Genomic DNA, 17,469 nt, shown 5'->3' with positions numbered 1-17,469 from the left:
TCCGTTGCAGCCGAGCGCTGCGGCCTTGATATTCTTCTGTTTCAGTTTCAAGCCGCCCTTAATGGAGGGGCTTGGGGCTCAGATCCAGCGCGGCCAGCTGCACTTTCAGCACATCGGCCACCGGATCGTCCGGGCATTGTTCAATAAAATATTCAAAATCGTCGGCGGCCTGGCGCGGGCAATCGAGCTGCTCGTAGATAAAGCCGCGATCCCGCGTCTCCAGCGGATCGCCGGGCTTCATCCGCAGCAACAGCTCGCTGCAACGCAGCGCCTCGGGCATGCGGTCTTCCCGCAGCAGGGCACCCTTGCTGACGTTGAGCAGCCGTTCGATGATCTCCCACTGGCCGGAGGGTTGCAGGTAGTCGGGGGTCAGGGTCGCCAAGTCCCCCAACGCGCCGCGCAGCAGCAGCTCGATGCGGGCCAGGCTCAGCTCGTCGCCGGTAAAGGGGTCGACATAGACCTCCCCCTCGCCACCGGCAAAGCTCACCAGGAAGTGGCCGGGGAAGCAGATCCCCTCCACATCGAGCCCAAGCTTGCGTCCCAGCTGGATGATGAGAATACCGAGGCTGACCGGGATCCCTTTGCGCTGAACCAGCACCTGATTGAGATCGCAGTTGTTGGCAGAGAAATAGTCCTGCCAGTCGCCATGAAAACCGAGGCTGTGGTAGAAGCCCTGCAGCAACTGCTGGCGCACCTCGTCGCAAGTTCCTTCTTCGATCTGCTCGTCCAGCCACTCGTCCAGCAGGTTCAACTCGCGGATCCCCTCCTCGACCGAGCCATAAATTTCGTCACTGACCGACAACGCCAGCTCGGTGATGTCGTGGGCTTCGAAATCGGTCCATTCGTCTATGTGTAACATTCTCTTCATGCCTTAGCCGAACACACTCGTCTGTTTGAGCACTGCCAACTTGGCAATAAAGTAGATCCAGCCGAGCGCCCCCAGAAAGGAGCACCAGCGCACCAGATTGCTTTTGGCCAGCCGCAGCGCCATCGCCGCCAGAAATACCAGCACCAGAATGGCCATCAGCTTCTCGCTGAGCCAGGGCGTTCCGTTATTGAGCGGGTTGAGATCCAGCACCATGCAGAGCAATACGCCGGAGAGCACCACCAGACCGTTGAGCCAGCCGCTGACCTTCATCACCGGCGCGCTGTAGGCACGGCCAGTGGCGGTCTGTACCCAGTAGAAGCGGAGCATAAACATCAGCACGGCCCCGGCAATCAGGGTGAGGTGCAGGTGTTTGAGCACAAAAACCATATTCAATCCTTGCGTGCGGGCGCACAGGCAACCCGCCGTGTAACAGTGAGGAACCGTCAGCGCAGCGGGCAGAGGCCCAGCGTCACCCTGTCGTTATCCCCGTAATCGCGCACCGTGGCTACCTCGCGGTAACCGCCATCGCGCAGCAACTGACGCACCGCCTCCCCCTGATCCCAGCCATGCTCCAGCAGCAACCAGCCATCGGTCAGCAGATAAGCGGGAGCATGGGCCACGATGTGGCGGATATCAGCCAGCCCGGCGTCATCGGCAACCAGCGCCGAGCGGGGTTCAAAGCGCACGTCCCCCTGCTCGAGATGGGGATCGGCGCCATCAATATAGGGGGGATTGGAGACAATCACCGCAAATCGTGGCGTTTCGTCGTGATCCGGCTCGCCAAGGGGCTCGAACCAGCTGCCGTCGCGCACCTCGATGGGTAACCCCAGTGCGGCGCTGTTCTCGCGGGCCAGCGCCGCGGCATCGGCCATCCTATCCACCGCCCACACATCGATTTCGGGCCGCTCGGACTTGAGCGCCAGCGCGATGGCGCCGGTGCCAGTGCCGAGATCCAGCACGGCGCACGGCCCCTGCGGGATTCTGGTCAGCGCCTGCTCGACCAGCACCTCGGTATCGGGGCGCGGGATCAGGGTCGCCGGGCTCACCTTGAGGGGCAGCGACCAGAACTCCCGCTCGCCAACGAGATGGGCGATAGGTTCGCCGTTGAGACGACGAGCCAGCCACGTCTGCAGGGTGGCCTGCTGGGCGGCATCCAGCTCACGCTCGGGCCAGGTCATCAGATAGCTGCGACGGCAATCGAGCAGATGACAGAGCAGTACATCGGCGTCGGCGCGGGGGGATTCTCCCCCAGCCAGCATGGTCATGATATGGGCGCGGGCCTGCTGGATCTGCATCAGTGCCACTCCACCTTATGGGCACGACACTTAATGCGAGCTTGCCGAATCACCATTTGCATCAGTTGTTCTCGGCCAGCGAGGCGAGCTGATCGGCCTGATACTCCTGCACCAGCGGGGTGATGACGCAGTCCAGATCCCCTTCCAAAATTTCGGAGAGGCGATAGAGGGTCAGGTTGATGCGATGCTCGGAGAGGCGGCCCTGCGGGTAGTTGTAGGTACGAATGCGCTCGGAGCGATCACCGGAGCCCACCAGATTACGGCGGGTGCTCTGCTCGGCGGCGCGGTGGCGCTCATCCTCGGCCGCTTGCAGGCGGGCGGAGAGCACCGACATCGCCTTGGCGCGGTTCTTGTGCTGGGAGCGCTCGTCCTGACACTCCACCACCAGACCGGTCGGCAGGTGGGTGATGCGGATGGCCGAGTCGGTCTTGTTGACGTGCTGACCACCGGCACCGGAGGCGCGGAAGGTATCGATCTTCAAGTCGGAAGGGTTGATCTCGATCTGCTCGGCTTCCGGCACTTCCGGCAGCACGGCGACGGTACAGGCGGAGGTGTGCACCCGGCCCTGGGATTCGGTCTCCGGCACCCGCTGCACCCGGTGACCACCGGATTCAAACTTGAGGCGGCCATAGACGCGCTCGCCGTCGATCTTGGCGATCACCTCCTTGTAGCCACCGTATTCACCGTCATTGCAGCTGACGATGGAGACGCGCCAGCCCTGACGCTCGGCAAACCGTGAATACATACGGAACAGGTCACCGGCAAAGATGGCCGCTTCGTCGCCACCGGCACCGGCGCGGATCTCCAGATAGCAGTTGTTGTCATCCTTGGGATCCTTGGGCAGCAACATCAGTTGCAGCTCCTGCTCCAGCGCCTCCAGATTGGCCTTGGCCAGCGGCAGCTCCTCCTGCGCCATCTCGCGCAGGTCGGCATCATCCTCCTCCAGCATCATCTGGGTGGTCTCAAGATCATCCTGCGCCTGACGGTAACGCTGGAAGGCGTGAACGATATCTTCCAGCTGGGCATATTCGCGGGTCAGGGCGCGGTAGCGATCCTGATCCGAGACCACATCCGGCTCGCCGAGCATGGCCTGTACTTCTTCGTGGCGCTCGATGAGGCCTTCCAGCTTTCTGATCAGTGACGGATTCATAACTCTTGCAATCTCAAATGGAGGACGGGACCACCAGCATGGTAGCCCCGAAAAATTACTCTTGTGACAACCCCAGCGCCTGCCGCAAGCGGGAGAGCTCGCTCTGATCCCCCTGGGAGGCAGCCTGGCGCAACGCCTGGGTCGGCGCGTGGATCAATTTGTTGGTGAGGCGATGGGCCATCGCCTTGAGCGCCTGTTCGGCACTCTCGCCCTGCGCCAATGCCAGCAGGGCCCGTTGCAACTCTTCATCAGCCACTTGCTGGGACTGATGGCGGTAATCGCGAATGAGGTCGACCGAGCTCTGGCCACGATACCAGCCCATAAACTCGTCGCGCTCTTCCTGCACGATCACTTCCGCCTGGGCGGCAGCCCGTTTACGGGTTTCGAGGTTCTGCTCAATGATCCCCTGCAAATCATCCACCGTGTAGAGATAGGCATCGGAGAGCTCATCGACTTCGGCTTCGATGTCGCGCGGCACGGCAATATCCACCAGAAACATGGGTTTGAAGCGGCGGGCCTTCAGCGCGCGCTCCACCATCCCCTTGCCGATGATGGGCAGTGGGCTGGCGGTCGAGCTGATGACAATATCCGCCTCGTGCAGATAGTCGGGGATCTCTTCGAGCGTCATCACCTGGGCACCGAATTCGGCTGCCAGGGTCTGGGCGCGCTGCAAGGTGCGGTTGGCCACCATCATCTTGGTGACGCTCTGCTCGCGCAGGTGACGGGCCACCAGTTCGATGGTCTCCCCCGCCCCGACCAGCAATACCTTGGTCTGGGAGAGATCGGAGAAGATCCGCCGACCCAGACTGACGGCGGCAAAGGCCACCGACACGGCACTGGCGCCAATCTCGGTATCGGTACGCACTCTTTTCGCCACCGAGAAGGATTTCTGGAACAGCCGCTCCAGCGCCCCCTTCACCGACTCCGCCTGCTGGGCATGAGCGTAGGATTGCTTGATCTGCCCCAGGATCTGCGGCTCCCCCAACACCAGCGAGTCGAGCCCGCACGCCACCCGCATCAAGTGGCGCACCGCCTCTTCATCGTGATGCTGATAGATGGCAGTGACCAGTTCGGCCGCGTCCAGCCCGTGGAACTGCTGCAGCCAGCGCAGCACTTGCTCCTGCCGCTCCTCCTCCAGATTGCAATAGAGTTCGGTCCGGTTGCAGGTGGAGACGATCACCGCCTCGCTGACACCGGGTTGGCTCACCAGCTCACGCAAGGCGCGATCGATGCAGTCCGGGCCAAAGGCGACCCGTTCCCGCAAGGCGACACTGGCGGTGTTGTGGTTGATTCCGAGGGCAAGCAAACTCATGAGTGGGCGACGATCATTTCATACGCTGGGTGCAAAGGCTGCCAATTGTACGAGAAAGGGTAAGTCTTTAAAAGCAATACGGCCGCCCCGTATACTGTGGCAAATTCCTCTCTCTGGAGCCGTCTCTTGCTGCTACGTATTTTTACCCTCACCTGCCTGCTGTTGCTGGCCGGTTGTGCCACCACCCAGCCCCAGCGTGACCAGGTGAACTGGAACCAGGAGCGGACCCGTCTCGAGCAACTGACCCACTGGCAGCTATCCGGCAAGATGGCCATCATCACCCCCCAGCAAAAGGGCAGCGCCCGTCTCAACTGGCAGCAGGATGGCGAGGATTATCGCCTCAACCTCACCAGTCTGATTGGCACCAGCATTCTGGAGCTCTCCCGCAGCAAGGGGGAGATCACCCTGCTCGACAGCGACGGCAATCGCCACCAGAGCCAGGATGCCGAAGCGCTCATCTATCAACTGACCGGCTGGAATATTCCGGTTGCGGGATTACCGGAGTGGATCAAGGGGCTGCCGGGTCAGGCGGAGTTTGAACTCAACCCCGACAGCAGTCTGGCCAGCGTGCGCGACGGCCAGTGGCAGATCGTCTATGGCGATTATCGGGATCAGGATGGCTACCGCCTGCCGCACCAGCTGACCATGACCGGCCAGAACAGCCGCCTCAAGCTTCAGATCAACCAATGGACTCTTGTACGTTAATGGCTTCCACACGCTGGCCGGCACCGGCCAAACTCAACCTGTTTCTACACGTCAATGGCCGTCGTCCCGATGGCTATCACGAGCTGCAGACCCTGTTTATCTTCCTCAACCACAGCGACTGGCTCGAGTTCGAGGTGATACCGAATAGCGACACTCTCACCCTGACGCCGGCCATTCCCGGGGTGCCGGATGAGCAGAATCTGATTATCCGGGCGGCGCGCCTGCTGCAAGCAACCCTGCCGAGCCCGCAAGGTGCCCATATCCGGCTGGAGAAAGTGCTACCCATGGGGGGCGGCATTGGCGGCGGTTCATCCGATGCAGCGACCACGCTGGTAGCGCTTAACCACCTCTGGCAAGCGGGTTTGAGTGAAGATGAACTGGCAGCACTTGGCGTCCAGTTGGGGGCCGATGTGCCGGTGTTTGTCCGTGGCAAGGCGGCCTTTGCCGAAGGAGTGGGCGAGCGGCTGCAACCGGTCGAACTGCCCGATGCCTGGTATCTGGTGCTCAAGCCCGATTGCCATGTGGCGACCGCGGCCGTATTCCAGGATCCGGACCTGCCGAGAGCCACGCCAAAAATGGCGCTGGACAACCTGCTGGAAGGCGAGTGGAAAAACGATTGCGAATCACTGGTGAAAAAGCGCCACCCCGAGGTTGCCAATGCGCTCGGCTGGTTGCTAGAATACGCGCCGTCAAGAATGACGGGCACAGGAGCCTGCGTCTTTGCTCAATTTGAAGACGAAGTGACTGCTCGGGAAGTGTTGGCCTGCGTGCCGAAGGGACTTGATGGGTTTGTCGCCAAGGGCGAGAACATATCACCTCTCTTCTCCACATTGCAACAGTTCAAATGATTGGGGTATCGCCAAGCGGTAAGGCAGCGGGTTTTGATCTCGCCATTCCTAGGTTCGAATCCTAGTACCCCAGCCAATTCCCAAGTATCAATGATGCGTTGTGATTAACGTGGCCGGTTTTGCACTCGGCCACGGATTCGGGTTACCGGTATCATCACAATCATTGGGCAGCAGACACCTTGTACGTTATCTTGATAAATCGTTTGCCCCAAAACGATAGGGTCTGATTTCAGACTCCCCCACATACTGGATGCAACCCCGAGGTTTCAAACCGTGCCTGACATGAAGCTGTTTGCTGGTAACGCAACGCCGGAACTAGCCCAGAAGATCGCAGATCGCCTGTTTATCAAACTCGGCAATGCTGCCGTAGGTCGCTTTAGCGACGGCGAGATCAGCGTACAGATCAATGAGAATGTACGTGGTGGCGATATCTTCATCATTCAATCCACCTGTGCCCCGACCAACGACAATTTGATGGAATTGATCGTCATGGTGGATGCTCTGCGTCGTGCTTCAGCTGGCCGTATCACTGCCGTTATCCCCTACTTTGGTTATGCCCGTCAGGACCGTCGCGTCCGCTCCGCCCGTGTCCCCATCACCGCCAAGGTTGTCGCTGACTTCCTCTCCAGCGTCGGTGTGGATCGCGTGCTGACCGTTGACCTGCATGCCGAGCAAATTCAAGGTTTCTTCGATGTTCCGGTAGACAACGTGTTCGGTAGCCCGGTGCTGCTGGAAGACATGAAGTCCAAGAACCTCGAGTCTCCTGTCGTTGTCTCCCCGGACATCGGTGGCGTCGTGCGTGCCCGCGCTATCGCCAAGCTGCTGGATGACACCGACATCGCCATCATCGACAAGCGCCGTCCCCGCCCGAACGTCTCCCAGGTTATGCACCTCATCGGTGACGTTGCCGGCCGCGACTGCATCATCGTTGATGACATGATCGACACCGGCGGCACCCTGTGCAAAGCCGCAGAGGCCCTGAAAGAGCGCGGTGCCAAGCGCGTATTCGCTTACGCCACTCACCCGGTCTTCTCCGGCTCTGCCGTCGAGAACATCAAGAACTCCGTGATCGATGAACTGATCATCACCGACTCCATCCCGCTCACTGCGGAGATGAAAGCGGTCGGCAAGGTCAAGCAGCTGACGCTGTCAACTGTACTGGCCGAAGCCATTCGTCGCATCAGCAACGAAGAGTCCATCTCTGCCATGTTTGAGCATTGATAGATTCAGCAATAACGAAAACCGCCATCAGGCGGTTTTCGTCTTTCTGGACCTTCTCTTTCCAACTTTCTGCTATCTGGTACGACCCTGCCCCCGGCAGGCTTAAGGATTTACCCATGAATTGCTTGCGTCCCCTCCTGCTCGCGACCCTCACCTCCGCCCTGTTCGCCTGTCAGCCCGCCAAAGAGAACCCGCCCTTCGTGCTGACCCTGGCTCACATGAACGACACCCACTCCCAGTTTGATCCGGTCAATGCGGAGATCAAAGGGCAGATCTTTGCCCCGCTGGGGGAGACGGACACCCTCTATACCCGCTTTGGCGGTTATCCGCGCCTGCTGACCATGGCGAAAGCCTATCAAGCCGATGCGCTGGCCAAGAACCAGCCCTTGCTGCTGCTGCACGGTGGCGATGCCTGGCAGGGCAGCGGCTACTTCAAGCTCAACGAGGGGATGGCCAACGCCGAGTTGCTGAGCCAGTTCGGCCTCGATGCCATGGCGCTGGGCAACCACGAGTTCGATCTGGATAACCAGAAGCTGGCCCGCTTCATCGAGGGGGTCAACTTCCCGGTGCTGGCCGCCAACCTCGACACCAAGGCCGATCCGGCCCTCAGCAAGGCTGACAACCTCAAGCCCTTCGTGGTCTACGCCTTTGACGGCAACCAGAAGAGCCCGGTCACCGATCTCGACAACCTGCCGCAAGGCAAACAGCTGGTCGCCGTCATCGGTCTGGTGCTGGAAGACATGGGCAATATCGCCCCCAACGTCGGCAAGCTGCGCTTTGGCAAAGAGGTCGCCTCGGCTCAGGCCACGGTCGACATGCTGCAAGCCAAGGGGATCCATCAGATCGTGGCGCTGACCCACATCGGCAACGAGCGGGATCTGGCACTGGCGGCCAAGGTAAACGGCCTCGATGCCATCGTCGGCGGCCACTCCCACAGCCTGCTCGGCGATTTTCGCAATATCGGCTGGGGCAAGACCGGCGATTACGCCAAGCTGGTGACCAATCCGGACGGCATCGGCAAAACCTGCGTGGTGCAGGCAGGCTCCTACGCCCAGGCCATCGGTCTGGCACAGGTGACCTTTGACAGCCAGGGTCAGGTGACCGACTGCCAGGGCCACAACAGCCTGCTGGCGAGCCGCGACTTCTTCGCCGATGCGGCGCGCAAGCAAGCACTCGACGACGCCCGCAGCAAAGAGGCGAGCCAGTTTGTCGACAACCAGCCCAATTTGGTGACCGTGGATGAAGATCCGCGCCTGCGCGGCATCATCGACAGCCACTACAAACCGGCGCTGGAGAAAGCCTACGGCCCGGTGATCGGCACCATCCCCGCCCAGCTGCAAAATGCCCGTCGTCCCGGTGACAACGGCAGCGACAGCCACGGCTCAGATGTCGCGCCGCTGGTTGCCGAAGGGGAGTTCTACTGGGCCAATACCCCAGCAGTGCAAGCCCTGACCGGCGGCCCGGTCGATTTTTCTCTGGTGGCTGTTGGCGGCGTGCGCGCTGACCTGCCTGCTGGCGAATGGCGCGAGGGGGATAGTGCCCTCACCCTGCTGCCGTTCAAGAACCAGCTCTCGGTGCTGACCCTGACTGGCGCCGAGGTGCGCGCCCTGCTGACCGAGACCATCACAGCCACCCTGCCCGCCAGCGCCCATGCCGGCAAGTTCCCCTATGGCGGCCACCTGCGTTACACCTTCCAGGAGACCGACGCAGGCAAAGCGGGCACCCTGACCCAATTGCAGCGCAAGACCGCAAGCGGCGAGTGGCAGGATCTGGTGGATAGCCAGCGCTATCGGGTGGTGATGAACGCCTACAGCGCCAACGGCAACGATGGCTGGCAGGCACTGGCCAATGCCCAGCGCCACCAGAGCGAGCGGGTCGATATCGCCAGCGTCAATGGCAAGCTGACCGCCTTCCCTGTGCTGAAGGTGGCACAAAACGGTGAACTGCTGAGCGCCGTCTATGCCCCGGGCCAGGCCCTCGATTGCAAAGCCAGCGGCGTGGATTGCGGCACCGATGCAGCCTCTTTCGTGGAGTATGTGCGCGATGCCCGTCCCACCCTGACCGCACTGGATGAAGAGACCGTCACCCTGCTGCGTGCCAAATAACGACGGTAGTCAACCGGGCATAATCCATCGGTAAGATGAAACGGGCCTCTTGCAAGAGGCCTGTTTGCCCACCGTTAGCCACCCATTGGCCGCAATAATGCTGCAAATCCCGCCATAACATGCGCATTGGTTGAGTGATCGCCACTCGGCGGCTAGAATATTGCGTCCTATTGCCCTGGGTAGTGTGCCCACGGCAGCTGCGAGTGAAGACATCAAGCGTGACAAGCGAAATCAAACTGATCGTCGGACTGGGCAACCCCGGCCCGGAATATGCCAAGACCCGCCACAATGCGGGCGCCTGGTATGTGGAGCAACTGGCCCGCTGGCACAATGTCAGCCTGCGTGAAGAACCCAAGTTCTTCGGCCATACTGCCCGCATCCTGGTCGAGGGGCAGGATGTGCGGCTGCTCATCCCGAACACCTATATGAACCTCTCTGGCAAGGCGGTGGCCGCACTGGCACGTTTTTATCAGATTGAGCCGGAAGCGATGCTGGTGGCCCATGACGAACTGGATCTGCCGCCAGGCATCGCCAAGTTCAAGCAGGGTGGTGGTCACGGTGGCCATAACGGCCTCAAGGACATCATCGCCAAGATGGGCAACAACAATAACTTCTTCCGGCTGCGTCTCGGGATCGGCCATCCCGGCAGCAAAGAGCAGGTGGCTGGCTTCGTCCTGACCAAGGCCCCCAGCAGTGAACAGAACCTGATCGACGCCGCGCTGGACGAGTCTCTGCGCGCCACCGACATCCTGTTCAAACAAGATATGACCAAGGCCATGAATCGCTTGCACAGCTTCAAGGCTGAAAAGGGTTAGGTCGGTTTGACCCTGTACGGGCATTGTGCCGGTACATGAGCAACGACCAGAACAAGCATGACATGGGCCGCCTGCGGGCGACCCCCAACAGCATCCATCAAGTAAGGTAACAATCCATGGGTTTTAAATGCGGTATCGTGGGCCTGCCCAATGTAGGCAAATCCACCCTGTTCAACGCGCTGACCAAGGCCGGTATCGAAGCCGCCAACTTCCCCTTCTGCACCATCGAGCCGAACACAGGTGTGGTGCCGATGCCGGATCCCCGCCTCGATCAGCTGGCTGCCATCATCAATCCGCAGCGCGTTGTGCCGACCACCATGGAATTCGTCGACATCGCCGGTCTGGTTGCCGGTGCCTCCAAGGGTGAAGGTCTGGGTAACCAGTTCCTGGCCAACATCCGTGAAACCGAAGCGATCGGCCACGTAGTGCGCTGCTTCGACGACGAGAACATCATTCACGTTGCCGGCAAGGTCTCCCCTGCCGACGACATCGAAGTGATCAACACCGAGCTGGCCCTGTCGGATCTGGACGCCTGCGAGCGCGCCATTCACCGTCAGTCCAAGCGCGCCAAAGGCGGCGACAAGGATGCCAAGCTGGAAGTCGAAACCCTGGAGAAGATCAAGGTCGCGCTGGAAAACGGTCAGATGATCCGCGGCATGAAGCTGGATAAAGAAGAGCTGGCCGCCGTGAGCCACCTCAACTTCCTGACCCTGAAACCCACCATGTATATCGCCAACGTGGCGGAAGATGGCTTCGAGAATAATCCCTATCTGGACAAGGTGCGTGAAATCGCCGCCGCCGAGAACGCGGTTGTCGTGGTCGTCTGCTGTGCTATTGAAGCCGACATTGCCGAACTGGACGACGAAGATCGCGCCGAGTTCATGGCTGACCTTGGCATCGAAGAGCCGGGCCTGAACCGTGTTATCCGCTCCGGCTACCAGCTGCTCAACCTGCAGACCTACTTCACCGCCGGTGTGAAAGAGGTACGCGCCTGGACTATTCCGGTCGGTGCTACTGCCCCGCAAGCGGCTGGCAAGATCCACACTGACTTTGAAAAAGGCTTTATTCGCGCCCAAACCATCGCCTTTGAAGACTTTATCAACTACAAGGGTGAGCAAGGCGCCAAGGAAGCGGGCAAGATGCGCGCTGAAGGGAAAGATTACGTCGTCAAAGATGGCGATATCATGAATTTCCTGTTCAACGTCTAATCCCATGACAGGCCAGCATTTGCTGGCCTGTTTTTTTATCTGTCATTGCCGAGGCAATGATGGCTATGTCTTAAAAAAAACCAGATTGTTGGGCTTTTGCGCAACAGAGACCAATAACTGGTCAAACGCACTCAAATTGCGTTTTTCTGGCAAAAAAAGGGTTGACGCCCCAGAGCCAGATACGCATAATTCGGCCCGCACGGTGACGAGGTAACGACTCACCGGAAGCAAGGTTGGCTATGTAGCTCAGTTGGTTAGAGCATCGCACTCATAATGCGGGGGTCACAGGTTCGAATCCCGTCATAGCCACCATATCTAGTTGGGGTATCGCCAAGCGGTAAGGCAGCGGGTTTTGATCTCGCCATCCCTAGGTTCGAATCCTAGTACCCCAGCCATTTTTGAAAGGTGTTTGATAGTTTCTGTCAGGCATCACTGTTGGGGTATCGCCAAGCGGTAAGGCAGCGGGTTTTGATCTCGCCATCCCTAGGTTCGAATCCTAGTACCCCAGCCATTTTTGAAACGTGTTTGATAGTTTCTGTCAGGCATCACTGTTGGGGTATCGCCAAGCGGTAAGGCAGCGGGTTTTGATCTCGCCATCCCTAGGTTCGAATCCTAGTACCCCAGCCATTTTTCTGTTCTCTTCCACATCAGTGGTTGATAACAAACGGCTATGTAGCTCAGTTGGTTAGAGCATCGCACTCATAATGCGGGGGTCACAGGTTCGAATCCCGTCATAGCCACCATTATTTCTGTTGGGGTATCGCCAAGCGGTAAGGCAGCGGGTTTTGATCTCGCCATCCCTAGGTTCGAATCCTAGTACCCCAGCCATTTTTCTGTTCTCTTCCACATCAGTGGTCGATAACAAACGGCTATGTAGCTCAGTTGGTTAGAGCATCGCACTCATAATGCGGGGGTCACAGGTTCGAATCCCGTCATAGCCACCATTAATATTGCGGAAGTGGCGAAATTGGTAGACGCACCAGATTTAGGTTCTGGCGCCCTAGGCGTGAGAGTTCGAGTCTCTCCTTCCGCACCATTAATAGCAGTACCAAACAGACCAGCTCACGCTGGTTTTTTTGTATCTGAAATTTGCCTCTCCCCAGTTTTTCTCTCGCTCCTCTATTAACCCAGCTCCACGTTAATTCCCGTCCACATCACTCTTCACTGATTCCGAGCACGCCTTGCCACTCTTGTCTCCCGGCCATAAAAAAGCGGCCCGCAGGCCGCTGGTGCACACATTCATCATCCCGGTTATCAGAATGGGAAGAACCAGGGGATCGCTACCACACTGACCGCCATCACCAACAGGGTGAATGGCACCCCGATACGGATAAAATCGGCAAACTTGTAGTTGCCCGGCCCCAGCACCAGAGTATTCACCGGTGACGAGACCGGCGTCATAAAAGCGGCCGAGGCGGCGATGGCAATGGTCATGGCAAACGGATAGGGTGATACCCCCATCTGTTGCGCCGTGCCCAGCGCAATGGGTGCCATCAGCACAGCAGTCGCGGTGTTGGAGATGAAGAGCCCGATCACCGCGCAGAGGGCAAACAGGCTGGCCAGCATGACCCGCGGCCCCATCTCCCCTACCACATTGATCAGACCACCGACGATCAGATCCACCCCGCCGGATTTTTGCAGCGCCAGCGCAAAGGGGAGCATGCCGACGATGAGGATCAGGGTCGGCCAGTGGATCGACTTGTAGGCACTCTCCATGTCGATGCAGCGAAACTTGCCCATCAGCAGACAGGCGATCAGCGCGGCAATCACGTTGGGCACAGGATCGGTCACCATCAGCAGGATCATCACTCCAAGACAGAAGAGGGCATGAATAGCCTGGCTGCGGGCGGGGGCCATCTCGTCCACTTCGGCGGGCAGCCCCATCAGCAGAAAGTCGCGGCTATGGGTCTGCAACTGTCTGATGTGGCTCCAGTTCCCTACCACCAGCAGGGTGTCTCCCATCTGCAGCGGCTCATCCACCAGCTTGCCTGCCAGTGCCTCACCATCGCGGCGCAGCCCCACCACGCTCAGGCCATAGCTGGAGCGGAAGGTCACCTCACGCACGCTTTTACCCAGCAGCTTGGACTCAGGGATCAGCGACACCTCGGCCATCCCCACCTCCCGCGCCTGCTCGGAGAAATACTCCCCGCGCAGGATCATGGGTTCAAGCCGCGCCTCGGTGCAAAACGCCCGCACATCCACCTCGGGGTCTGACATGTCGATCAGCAGCACATCCTTGGCCTGAAATTCACTGATCCCCGACACCGGCACCATCACCCGGCGGAACTTGCGCCAGCGCTCCACCCCGATGACGTGGGCACCATAACGGGCGCGCAGTTGCAGCTCGTCCAGGGTGTGACCAATCAGTGGGGAGTCCGGCCGCAGCGCCAGACGACGGGCCCTACCGGCCAGTCGGTAGTCTCGGATCAGATCGCGCAGGGTGCGGCGCCCGGTCGGCTTGCCCTTGCCCTCTTCCCCCTCGCCCACCAGGGAGCCGCGCACCAGCAGCATGTAGAGGATGCCCAGTCCCAGGATCAGCACGCCCATGGGGGTGAAATCGAAAAACCCGAAACCATGTATGCCGTGGCGCATCAGCTCGCTGTTGACCACCATGTTGGGGGGCGTGGCCACCAGCGTCATCATGCCGCTGATCAGCCCGGCAAAGCCGAGGGGCATCATCAGGCGACCAGCCGGGATCCCCATCCGGTTCGCCACGCTCAGCACCACCGGGATAAAGATGGCCACCACCCCGGTGCTGCTCATCACAGCCCCCAGACTCGCCACCGCTACCATCAGCAACACCAGCAGCTTGGTCTCGCTGCTGCCCGCCACCTTCACCAATGCATCCCCCACCTGATAGGCGATGCCGGTGCGCACCAGCCCCTCCCCCACCACAAACAGGGCGGCAATCAGAATGACGTTGGGATCGCTAAAGCCCGCCAGCGCCTCCGGCAGGGTGAGGGTGCCGCTCAGCACAAAGAGGATAATGATCAACAGGGCGACCACGTCCATGCGCACCTTGTTGGTCATAAAAAGATAGATGGCGCCAGCCAGCAGACAGAGCACCCAGACAAGCTCGGAATTCAATACAACCTCCTTTTATCACGTGATTCTCCTCCCGGAGAGTGGACTCTATCAGACCACAGCCACGGCGCTATCATCTTGCTAAATATCAATAAAGTCCGGCCCATCGGGACCCCATAACCCATCACTGCTGGAATAACCGGGCAGCAGCGGCGATTTCTTTGATATGGGCCAAGTACGGGGCGGACAAAAGTCCTGCCCCTCCTCCCCCTCACCCCTTAGAATGGCGCCCTCGCATACTAACCCTCATGCCCAAGGATCAGAAAATGAGCATATTCGAGCTGTTCAGCATCAATAACACCCTAGTGACCATCCCGCTGGGTGGCGGCTATGCCATGTCATGGATTGAAGCCATCGGTACCCTGTTCGGGCTGGCCTGCATCTGGTTCGCCAGTCAGGAGAAGACCATCAACTACCTGTTCGGTCTTATCAACGTCACCCTGTTTGCCATCATCTTCTTCCAGATCCAGCTCTACGGACTGTTGATGCTGCAGCTGTTCTTCTTCTGCGCCAACGTCTACGGCTGGTACGCCTGGACCCGCCCGGCCAACGATCAGGGGGATACCCTGCAGATCCGCTGGCTCAGCAGATCCAAACTGATGGTGACCGCCGCCGTGAGCGTGCTGGCCATCGCTCTGCTGACCCGCTATATCGACCCGGTCTTCGCCACCCTGGCACGCACCTCGGTCTCCCTGCTCAACCTGTTTGGTGCCAACCTTGCTACCCCCGAGCCATCCCCCGATGCCTTCCCGTTCTGGGATGCCAGCATGACGGTGCTCTCGGTGGTCGCCCAGATCCTGATGACCCGCAAATACGTGGAGAACTGGATCCTCTGGGTCGTCATCAACATCATCAGCATCGGTGTCTATGCCGCGCAGGGCGTCTACGCCATGTCGCTCGAATACCTGCTCCTGCTGTTTATCGCCACCAACGGCACTCGCCTCTGGGTGATTGCCGCCAAGCGCCAGCCACAAGGTCTGTAAGCCATGAGTCTGTTACCCCATCTCCAGTGCCGCCCCGACCAGATTGCCGAGCGGGTGGTACTGTGCGGCGACCCGGCCCGGGTCGATCGCATCGCCAGCCAGCTCGAACAGTGTGAAGTGCTGGGGCAAAACCGGGAGTTTCGCCTCATCAACGGCCGCTATCAGGGGCTGCCCATCACGGTTTGCAGCACCGGCATTGGCGGCGCCTCGGCCATCATCGCGCTGGAGGAGCTGGTGCAAGCCGGTGCCCACTCGCTCATTCGGGTCGGCTCCGCCGGTGCCCTGCAACACGACATCGGCCTTGGCGACCTTATCGTGGTGGAAGGGGCGGTACGCAATGAGGGCGCTTCACAGGCCTATCTGCCCGCCGAGTACCCCGCCTGCGCCGATATCTGGCTGCAAGCGGCCCTGCTCAACCATGTGGCCACTAGCAGCCAGCCTCATTGGCACGGGCTGGTACGCTCCCACGACAGCTTCTATCGGGATGATGAGCAGGAGGTGTGCCGCTACTGGCATGCCCGTGGCGTGCTCGGTGCCGATATGGAGACCGCCTCCCTGCTGACCGTGGGTCGCCTGCGCAAGGTGCGGGTCGCCGCCGTGCTCTGCAACGTGGTGCTGTTCGAACAGGATGTGCAAGATGGGGTCAAGGAGTACGCCAACGCCGAGCAGGCGATGATGGCCGGTGAGCAGCAAGCCATCGCGGCCGCCCTCCACGCGTTGGCACAATAAACCGCAAACCGTTAACTACGGCACATCCGCTACCGTGCGGGCTGGTATCCGGCCCGCACTCTTGCTAGCCTCATGGCCCTCGTCATCGGTGCGACAGGTACGTCATGCAGCAACAGCCCTATCCCCTCGGCCGTTTTCACGCCGAACTCGCCAAACTGGAACCCCGCTTTGCGGCGGCGCTGGAAGCGTGCACCCTGTTTCTGCGCCGCTACCTGCCGGACGAATTGATCATGCGGCAGGGGGAGCAGAGCGAGCAGCTCTATCTGGTCGAACATGGCCGGGTCTCCCTCAACAGTACGGTGCACTCGGGCCGCATCTTCCAGCTCGGCGAGATTGAGTGTCACAGCCAGATCTTCGGCGAGATGGAGTTCTTCAGCGCCACCTCGGTGCAGTGGAACGTGGCGGCCGAGACCGAGCTGGATGCCCGGGTCATCTGCGCCCACAAGCTGGCCCAGCGCCTGCTGGCAGAACCTGAGTTGACCCTCTTTTTCGCCGCCGCACTTGCCAGCGACTATCTTGATACCCTGGAGATCACCACCAGCCGGCTGCTCCACCCTATTGCCTACAACATCGCCTACGAGTTGTGGCGAGAACGCCAGCGCACTCCGATGCTGGGATCGCGCAAGCGGGCCCATGAGGCGGCGCGCTTCGGCACCACAGAGCGGGTCTACCGCCGCGCCCTCAAGGAGCTGGTCGAACAGGGCATAGTTGCCGACGGCAGCGATGGCCCCGTTATCGCCGATCTGGCCAGACTGCGCGCCTATCTCGATCTTTGATTTCCATTCACCTCATTTCGATTCACCCTGTCAGGAGTCACCATGTCTGCCCATCCCTATCCCGAATTCACCTTCTTCAGCCGCTTCGTCGCCGATATTCAGGCGGGCCGCAAGACCATCACCATCCGCGACGAGAGCGAGGCCAACTGGCAGCCCGGCCAACGTCTGGCGCTGTTTACCAACCCGGAACACCAGCCCTTTGGCACCATAGAAGTGCTCTCCGTCAACGCAGTGGCCTTCGATGAACTGAATGAGGAGCACGCCCGTCAGGAGAACATGACCCTCCCCGAGCTCAAACAGGTGATCCGCGATATCTACCCCGCTCTGTCGCCGCTCTATGTGATTGAATTCAAAATGATTGCCTGAGCCG

At 60.0% G+C, this 17,469-nt stretch carries 16 protein-coding genes and 9 tRNA genes; 19 read left to right on the top strand and 6 right to left on the bottom strand.

The annotated features are described in order from the left end of the window. Window positions 1-58: 58 nt before the first annotated feature. The 5 genes from I6L41_RS01140 to hemA form a co-directional block, all read right to left on the bottom strand. Entirely contained in the window at window positions 59-859 is an 801-nt protein-coding gene (locus I6L41_RS01140) for a SirB1 family protein (protein ID WP_005362204.1), read from the bottom strand. Window positions 860-871: 12 nt separating this feature from the next. Continuing rightward, a complete protein-coding gene (locus I6L41_RS01135) occupies window positions 872-1,255 on the bottom strand; it encodes a SirB2 family protein (protein WP_005334939.1) in 384 nt (127 codons plus the stop codon). Between the two features lie 56 nt (window positions 1,256-1,311). Next, entirely contained in the window at window positions 1,312-2,163 is an 852-nt protein-coding gene (prmC, locus tag I6L41_RS01130; RefSeq protein WP_216961367.1) for a peptide chain release factor N(5)-glutamine methyltransferase, read from the bottom strand. Window positions 2,164-2,224: 61 nt separating this feature from the next. After that, window positions 2,225-3,313, bottom strand: a complete 1,089-nt coding sequence (prfA, locus tag I6L41_RS01125) for a peptide chain release factor 1 (protein ID WP_005353897.1) — start codon at window positions 3,311-3,313, stop codon at window positions 2,225-2,227. A gap of 55 nt (window positions 3,314-3,368) precedes the next feature. Then, window positions 3,369-4,625, bottom strand: coding sequence for a glutamyl-tRNA reductase (gene hemA / locus I6L41_RS01120; RefSeq protein WP_216961363.1), 1,257 nt, complete (start codon window positions 4,623-4,625; stop codon window positions 3,369-3,371). Window positions 4,626-4,751: 126 nt separating this feature from the next. Here hemA and lolB point away from each other — a divergent pair, with 126 nt between their 5' ends. The 15 genes from lolB (at window position 4,752) to I6L41_RS01045 (ending at window position 12,563) form a co-directional block, all read left to right on the top strand. After that, the gene (gene lolB, locus I6L41_RS01115) at window positions 4,752-5,330 is read left to right on the top strand and encodes a lipoprotein insertase outer membrane protein LolB (protein ID WP_149152391.1); all 579 of its coding nucleotides are present in this window, start codon (window positions 4,752-4,754) and stop codon (window positions 5,328-5,330) included. Then, on the top strand, window positions 5,330-6,178 hold the full coding sequence (gene ispE, locus I6L41_RS01110) for a 4-(cytidine 5'-diphospho)-2-C-methyl-D-erythritol kinase (protein ID WP_118854712.1): 849 nt from the start codon (window positions 5,330-5,332) through the stop codon (window positions 6,176-6,178). The genes lolB and ispE overlap by 1 nt, the downstream gene beginning before the upstream one ends. A 1-nt stretch (window position 6,179) precedes the next feature. Then, a tRNA-Gln gene (locus tag I6L41_RS01105) sits at window positions 6,180-6,254 on the top strand. A gap of 197 nt (window positions 6,255-6,451) precedes the next feature. Continuing rightward, window positions 6,452-7,399 carry a ribose-phosphate pyrophosphokinase gene (locus I6L41_RS01100; protein ID WP_005343846.1) on the top strand — a complete coding sequence of 316 codons (948 nt, stop codon included), beginning with the start codon at window positions 6,452-6,454 and terminating at the stop codon, window positions 7,397-7,399. A gap of 116 nt (window positions 7,400-7,515) precedes the next feature. Continuing rightward, window positions 7,516-9,504: a bifunctional UDP-sugar hydrolase/5'-nucleotidase gene (locus tag I6L41_RS01095; protein WP_216961359.1), complete on the top strand. Its 1,989-nt coding sequence runs from the start codon at window positions 7,516-7,518 to the stop codon at window positions 9,502-9,504. 218 nt (window positions 9,505-9,722) lie between these two features. After that, entirely contained in the window at window positions 9,723-10,319 is a 597-nt protein-coding gene (gene pth / locus I6L41_RS01090; RefSeq protein WP_005334960.1) for an aminoacyl-tRNA hydrolase, read from the top strand. A 116-nt stretch (window positions 10,320-10,435) separates the two neighbouring features. Then, window positions 10,436-11,527, top strand: coding sequence for a redox-regulated ATPase YchF (ychF, locus tag I6L41_RS01085; protein WP_216961356.1), 1,092 nt, complete (start codon window positions 10,436-10,438; stop codon window positions 11,525-11,527). A gap of 235 nt (window positions 11,528-11,762) precedes the next feature. Beyond that, window positions 11,763-11,839, top strand: a tRNA-Met gene (locus I6L41_RS01080). An 8-nt stretch (window positions 11,840-11,847) separates the two neighbouring features. Next, a tRNA-Gln gene (locus I6L41_RS01075) sits at window positions 11,848-11,922 on the top strand. A 41-nt stretch (window positions 11,923-11,963) separates the two neighbouring features. After that, a tRNA-Gln gene (locus tag I6L41_RS01070) sits at window positions 11,964-12,038 on the top strand. A 41-nt stretch (window positions 12,039-12,079) separates the two neighbouring features. Further along, window positions 12,080-12,154: transfer RNA gene (locus I6L41_RS01065), tRNA-Gln, on the top strand. Window positions 12,155-12,193: 39 nt separating this feature from the next. After that, window positions 12,194-12,270 (top strand) — tRNA-Met (locus tag I6L41_RS01060). A 10-nt stretch (window positions 12,271-12,280) separates the two neighbouring features. After that, window positions 12,281-12,355 (top strand) — tRNA-Gln (locus tag I6L41_RS01055). Window positions 12,356-12,394: 39 nt separating this feature from the next. Beyond that, window positions 12,395-12,471, top strand: a tRNA-Met gene (locus I6L41_RS01050). Between the two features lie 8 nt (window positions 12,472-12,479). After that, a tRNA-Leu gene (locus I6L41_RS01045) sits at window positions 12,480-12,563 on the top strand. Window positions 12,564-12,781: 218 nt separating this feature from the next. Here I6L41_RS01045 and I6L41_RS01040 read toward each other — a convergent pair. After that, on the bottom strand, window positions 12,782-14,614 hold the full coding sequence (locus tag I6L41_RS01040; RefSeq protein WP_216961353.1) for an SLC13 family permease: 1,833 nt from the start codon (window positions 14,612-14,614) through the stop codon (window positions 12,782-12,784). Between the two features lie 263 nt (window positions 14,615-14,877). On the opposite strand from I6L41_RS01040, the gene pnuC reads away from it, so the two are divergent. The 4 genes from pnuC (at window position 14,878) to yqfB (ending at window position 17,465) form a co-directional block, all read left to right on the top strand. Next, window positions 14,878-15,594 carry a nicotinamide riboside transporter PnuC gene (gene pnuC, locus I6L41_RS01035; RefSeq protein ID WP_216961350.1) on the top strand — a complete coding sequence of 239 codons (717 nt, stop codon included), beginning with the start codon at window positions 14,878-14,880 and terminating at the stop codon, window positions 15,592-15,594. Window positions 15,595-15,597: 3 nt separating this feature from the next. Further along, complete coding sequence (locus I6L41_RS01030) at window positions 15,598-16,323, top strand: nucleoside phosphorylase (protein ID WP_216961347.1); 726 nt, start codon at window positions 15,598-15,600, stop codon at window positions 16,321-16,323. A 104-nt stretch (window positions 16,324-16,427) separates the two neighbouring features. Next, on the top strand, window positions 16,428-17,099 hold the full coding sequence (locus tag I6L41_RS01025) for a Crp/Fnr family transcriptional regulator (RefSeq protein ID WP_216961344.1): 672 nt from the start codon (window positions 16,428-16,430) through the stop codon (window positions 17,097-17,099). A gap of 42 nt (window positions 17,100-17,141) precedes the next feature. Continuing rightward, window positions 17,142-17,465 carry a N(4)-acetylcytidine aminohydrolase gene (yqfB, locus tag I6L41_RS01020; RefSeq protein ID WP_216961341.1) on the top strand — a complete coding sequence of 108 codons (324 nt, stop codon included), beginning with the start codon at window positions 17,142-17,144 and terminating at the stop codon, window positions 17,463-17,465. Window positions 17,466-17,469: the final 4 nt, after the last annotated feature.

It is taken from the genome of Aeromonas sp. FDAARGOS 1411, assembly GCF_019047125.1.
Lineage (GTDB): Bacteria > Pseudomonadota > Gammaproteobacteria > Enterobacterales > Aeromonadaceae > Aeromonas > Aeromonas veronii.
This window is presented reverse-complemented; position numbering and strand designations above follow the sequence as displayed.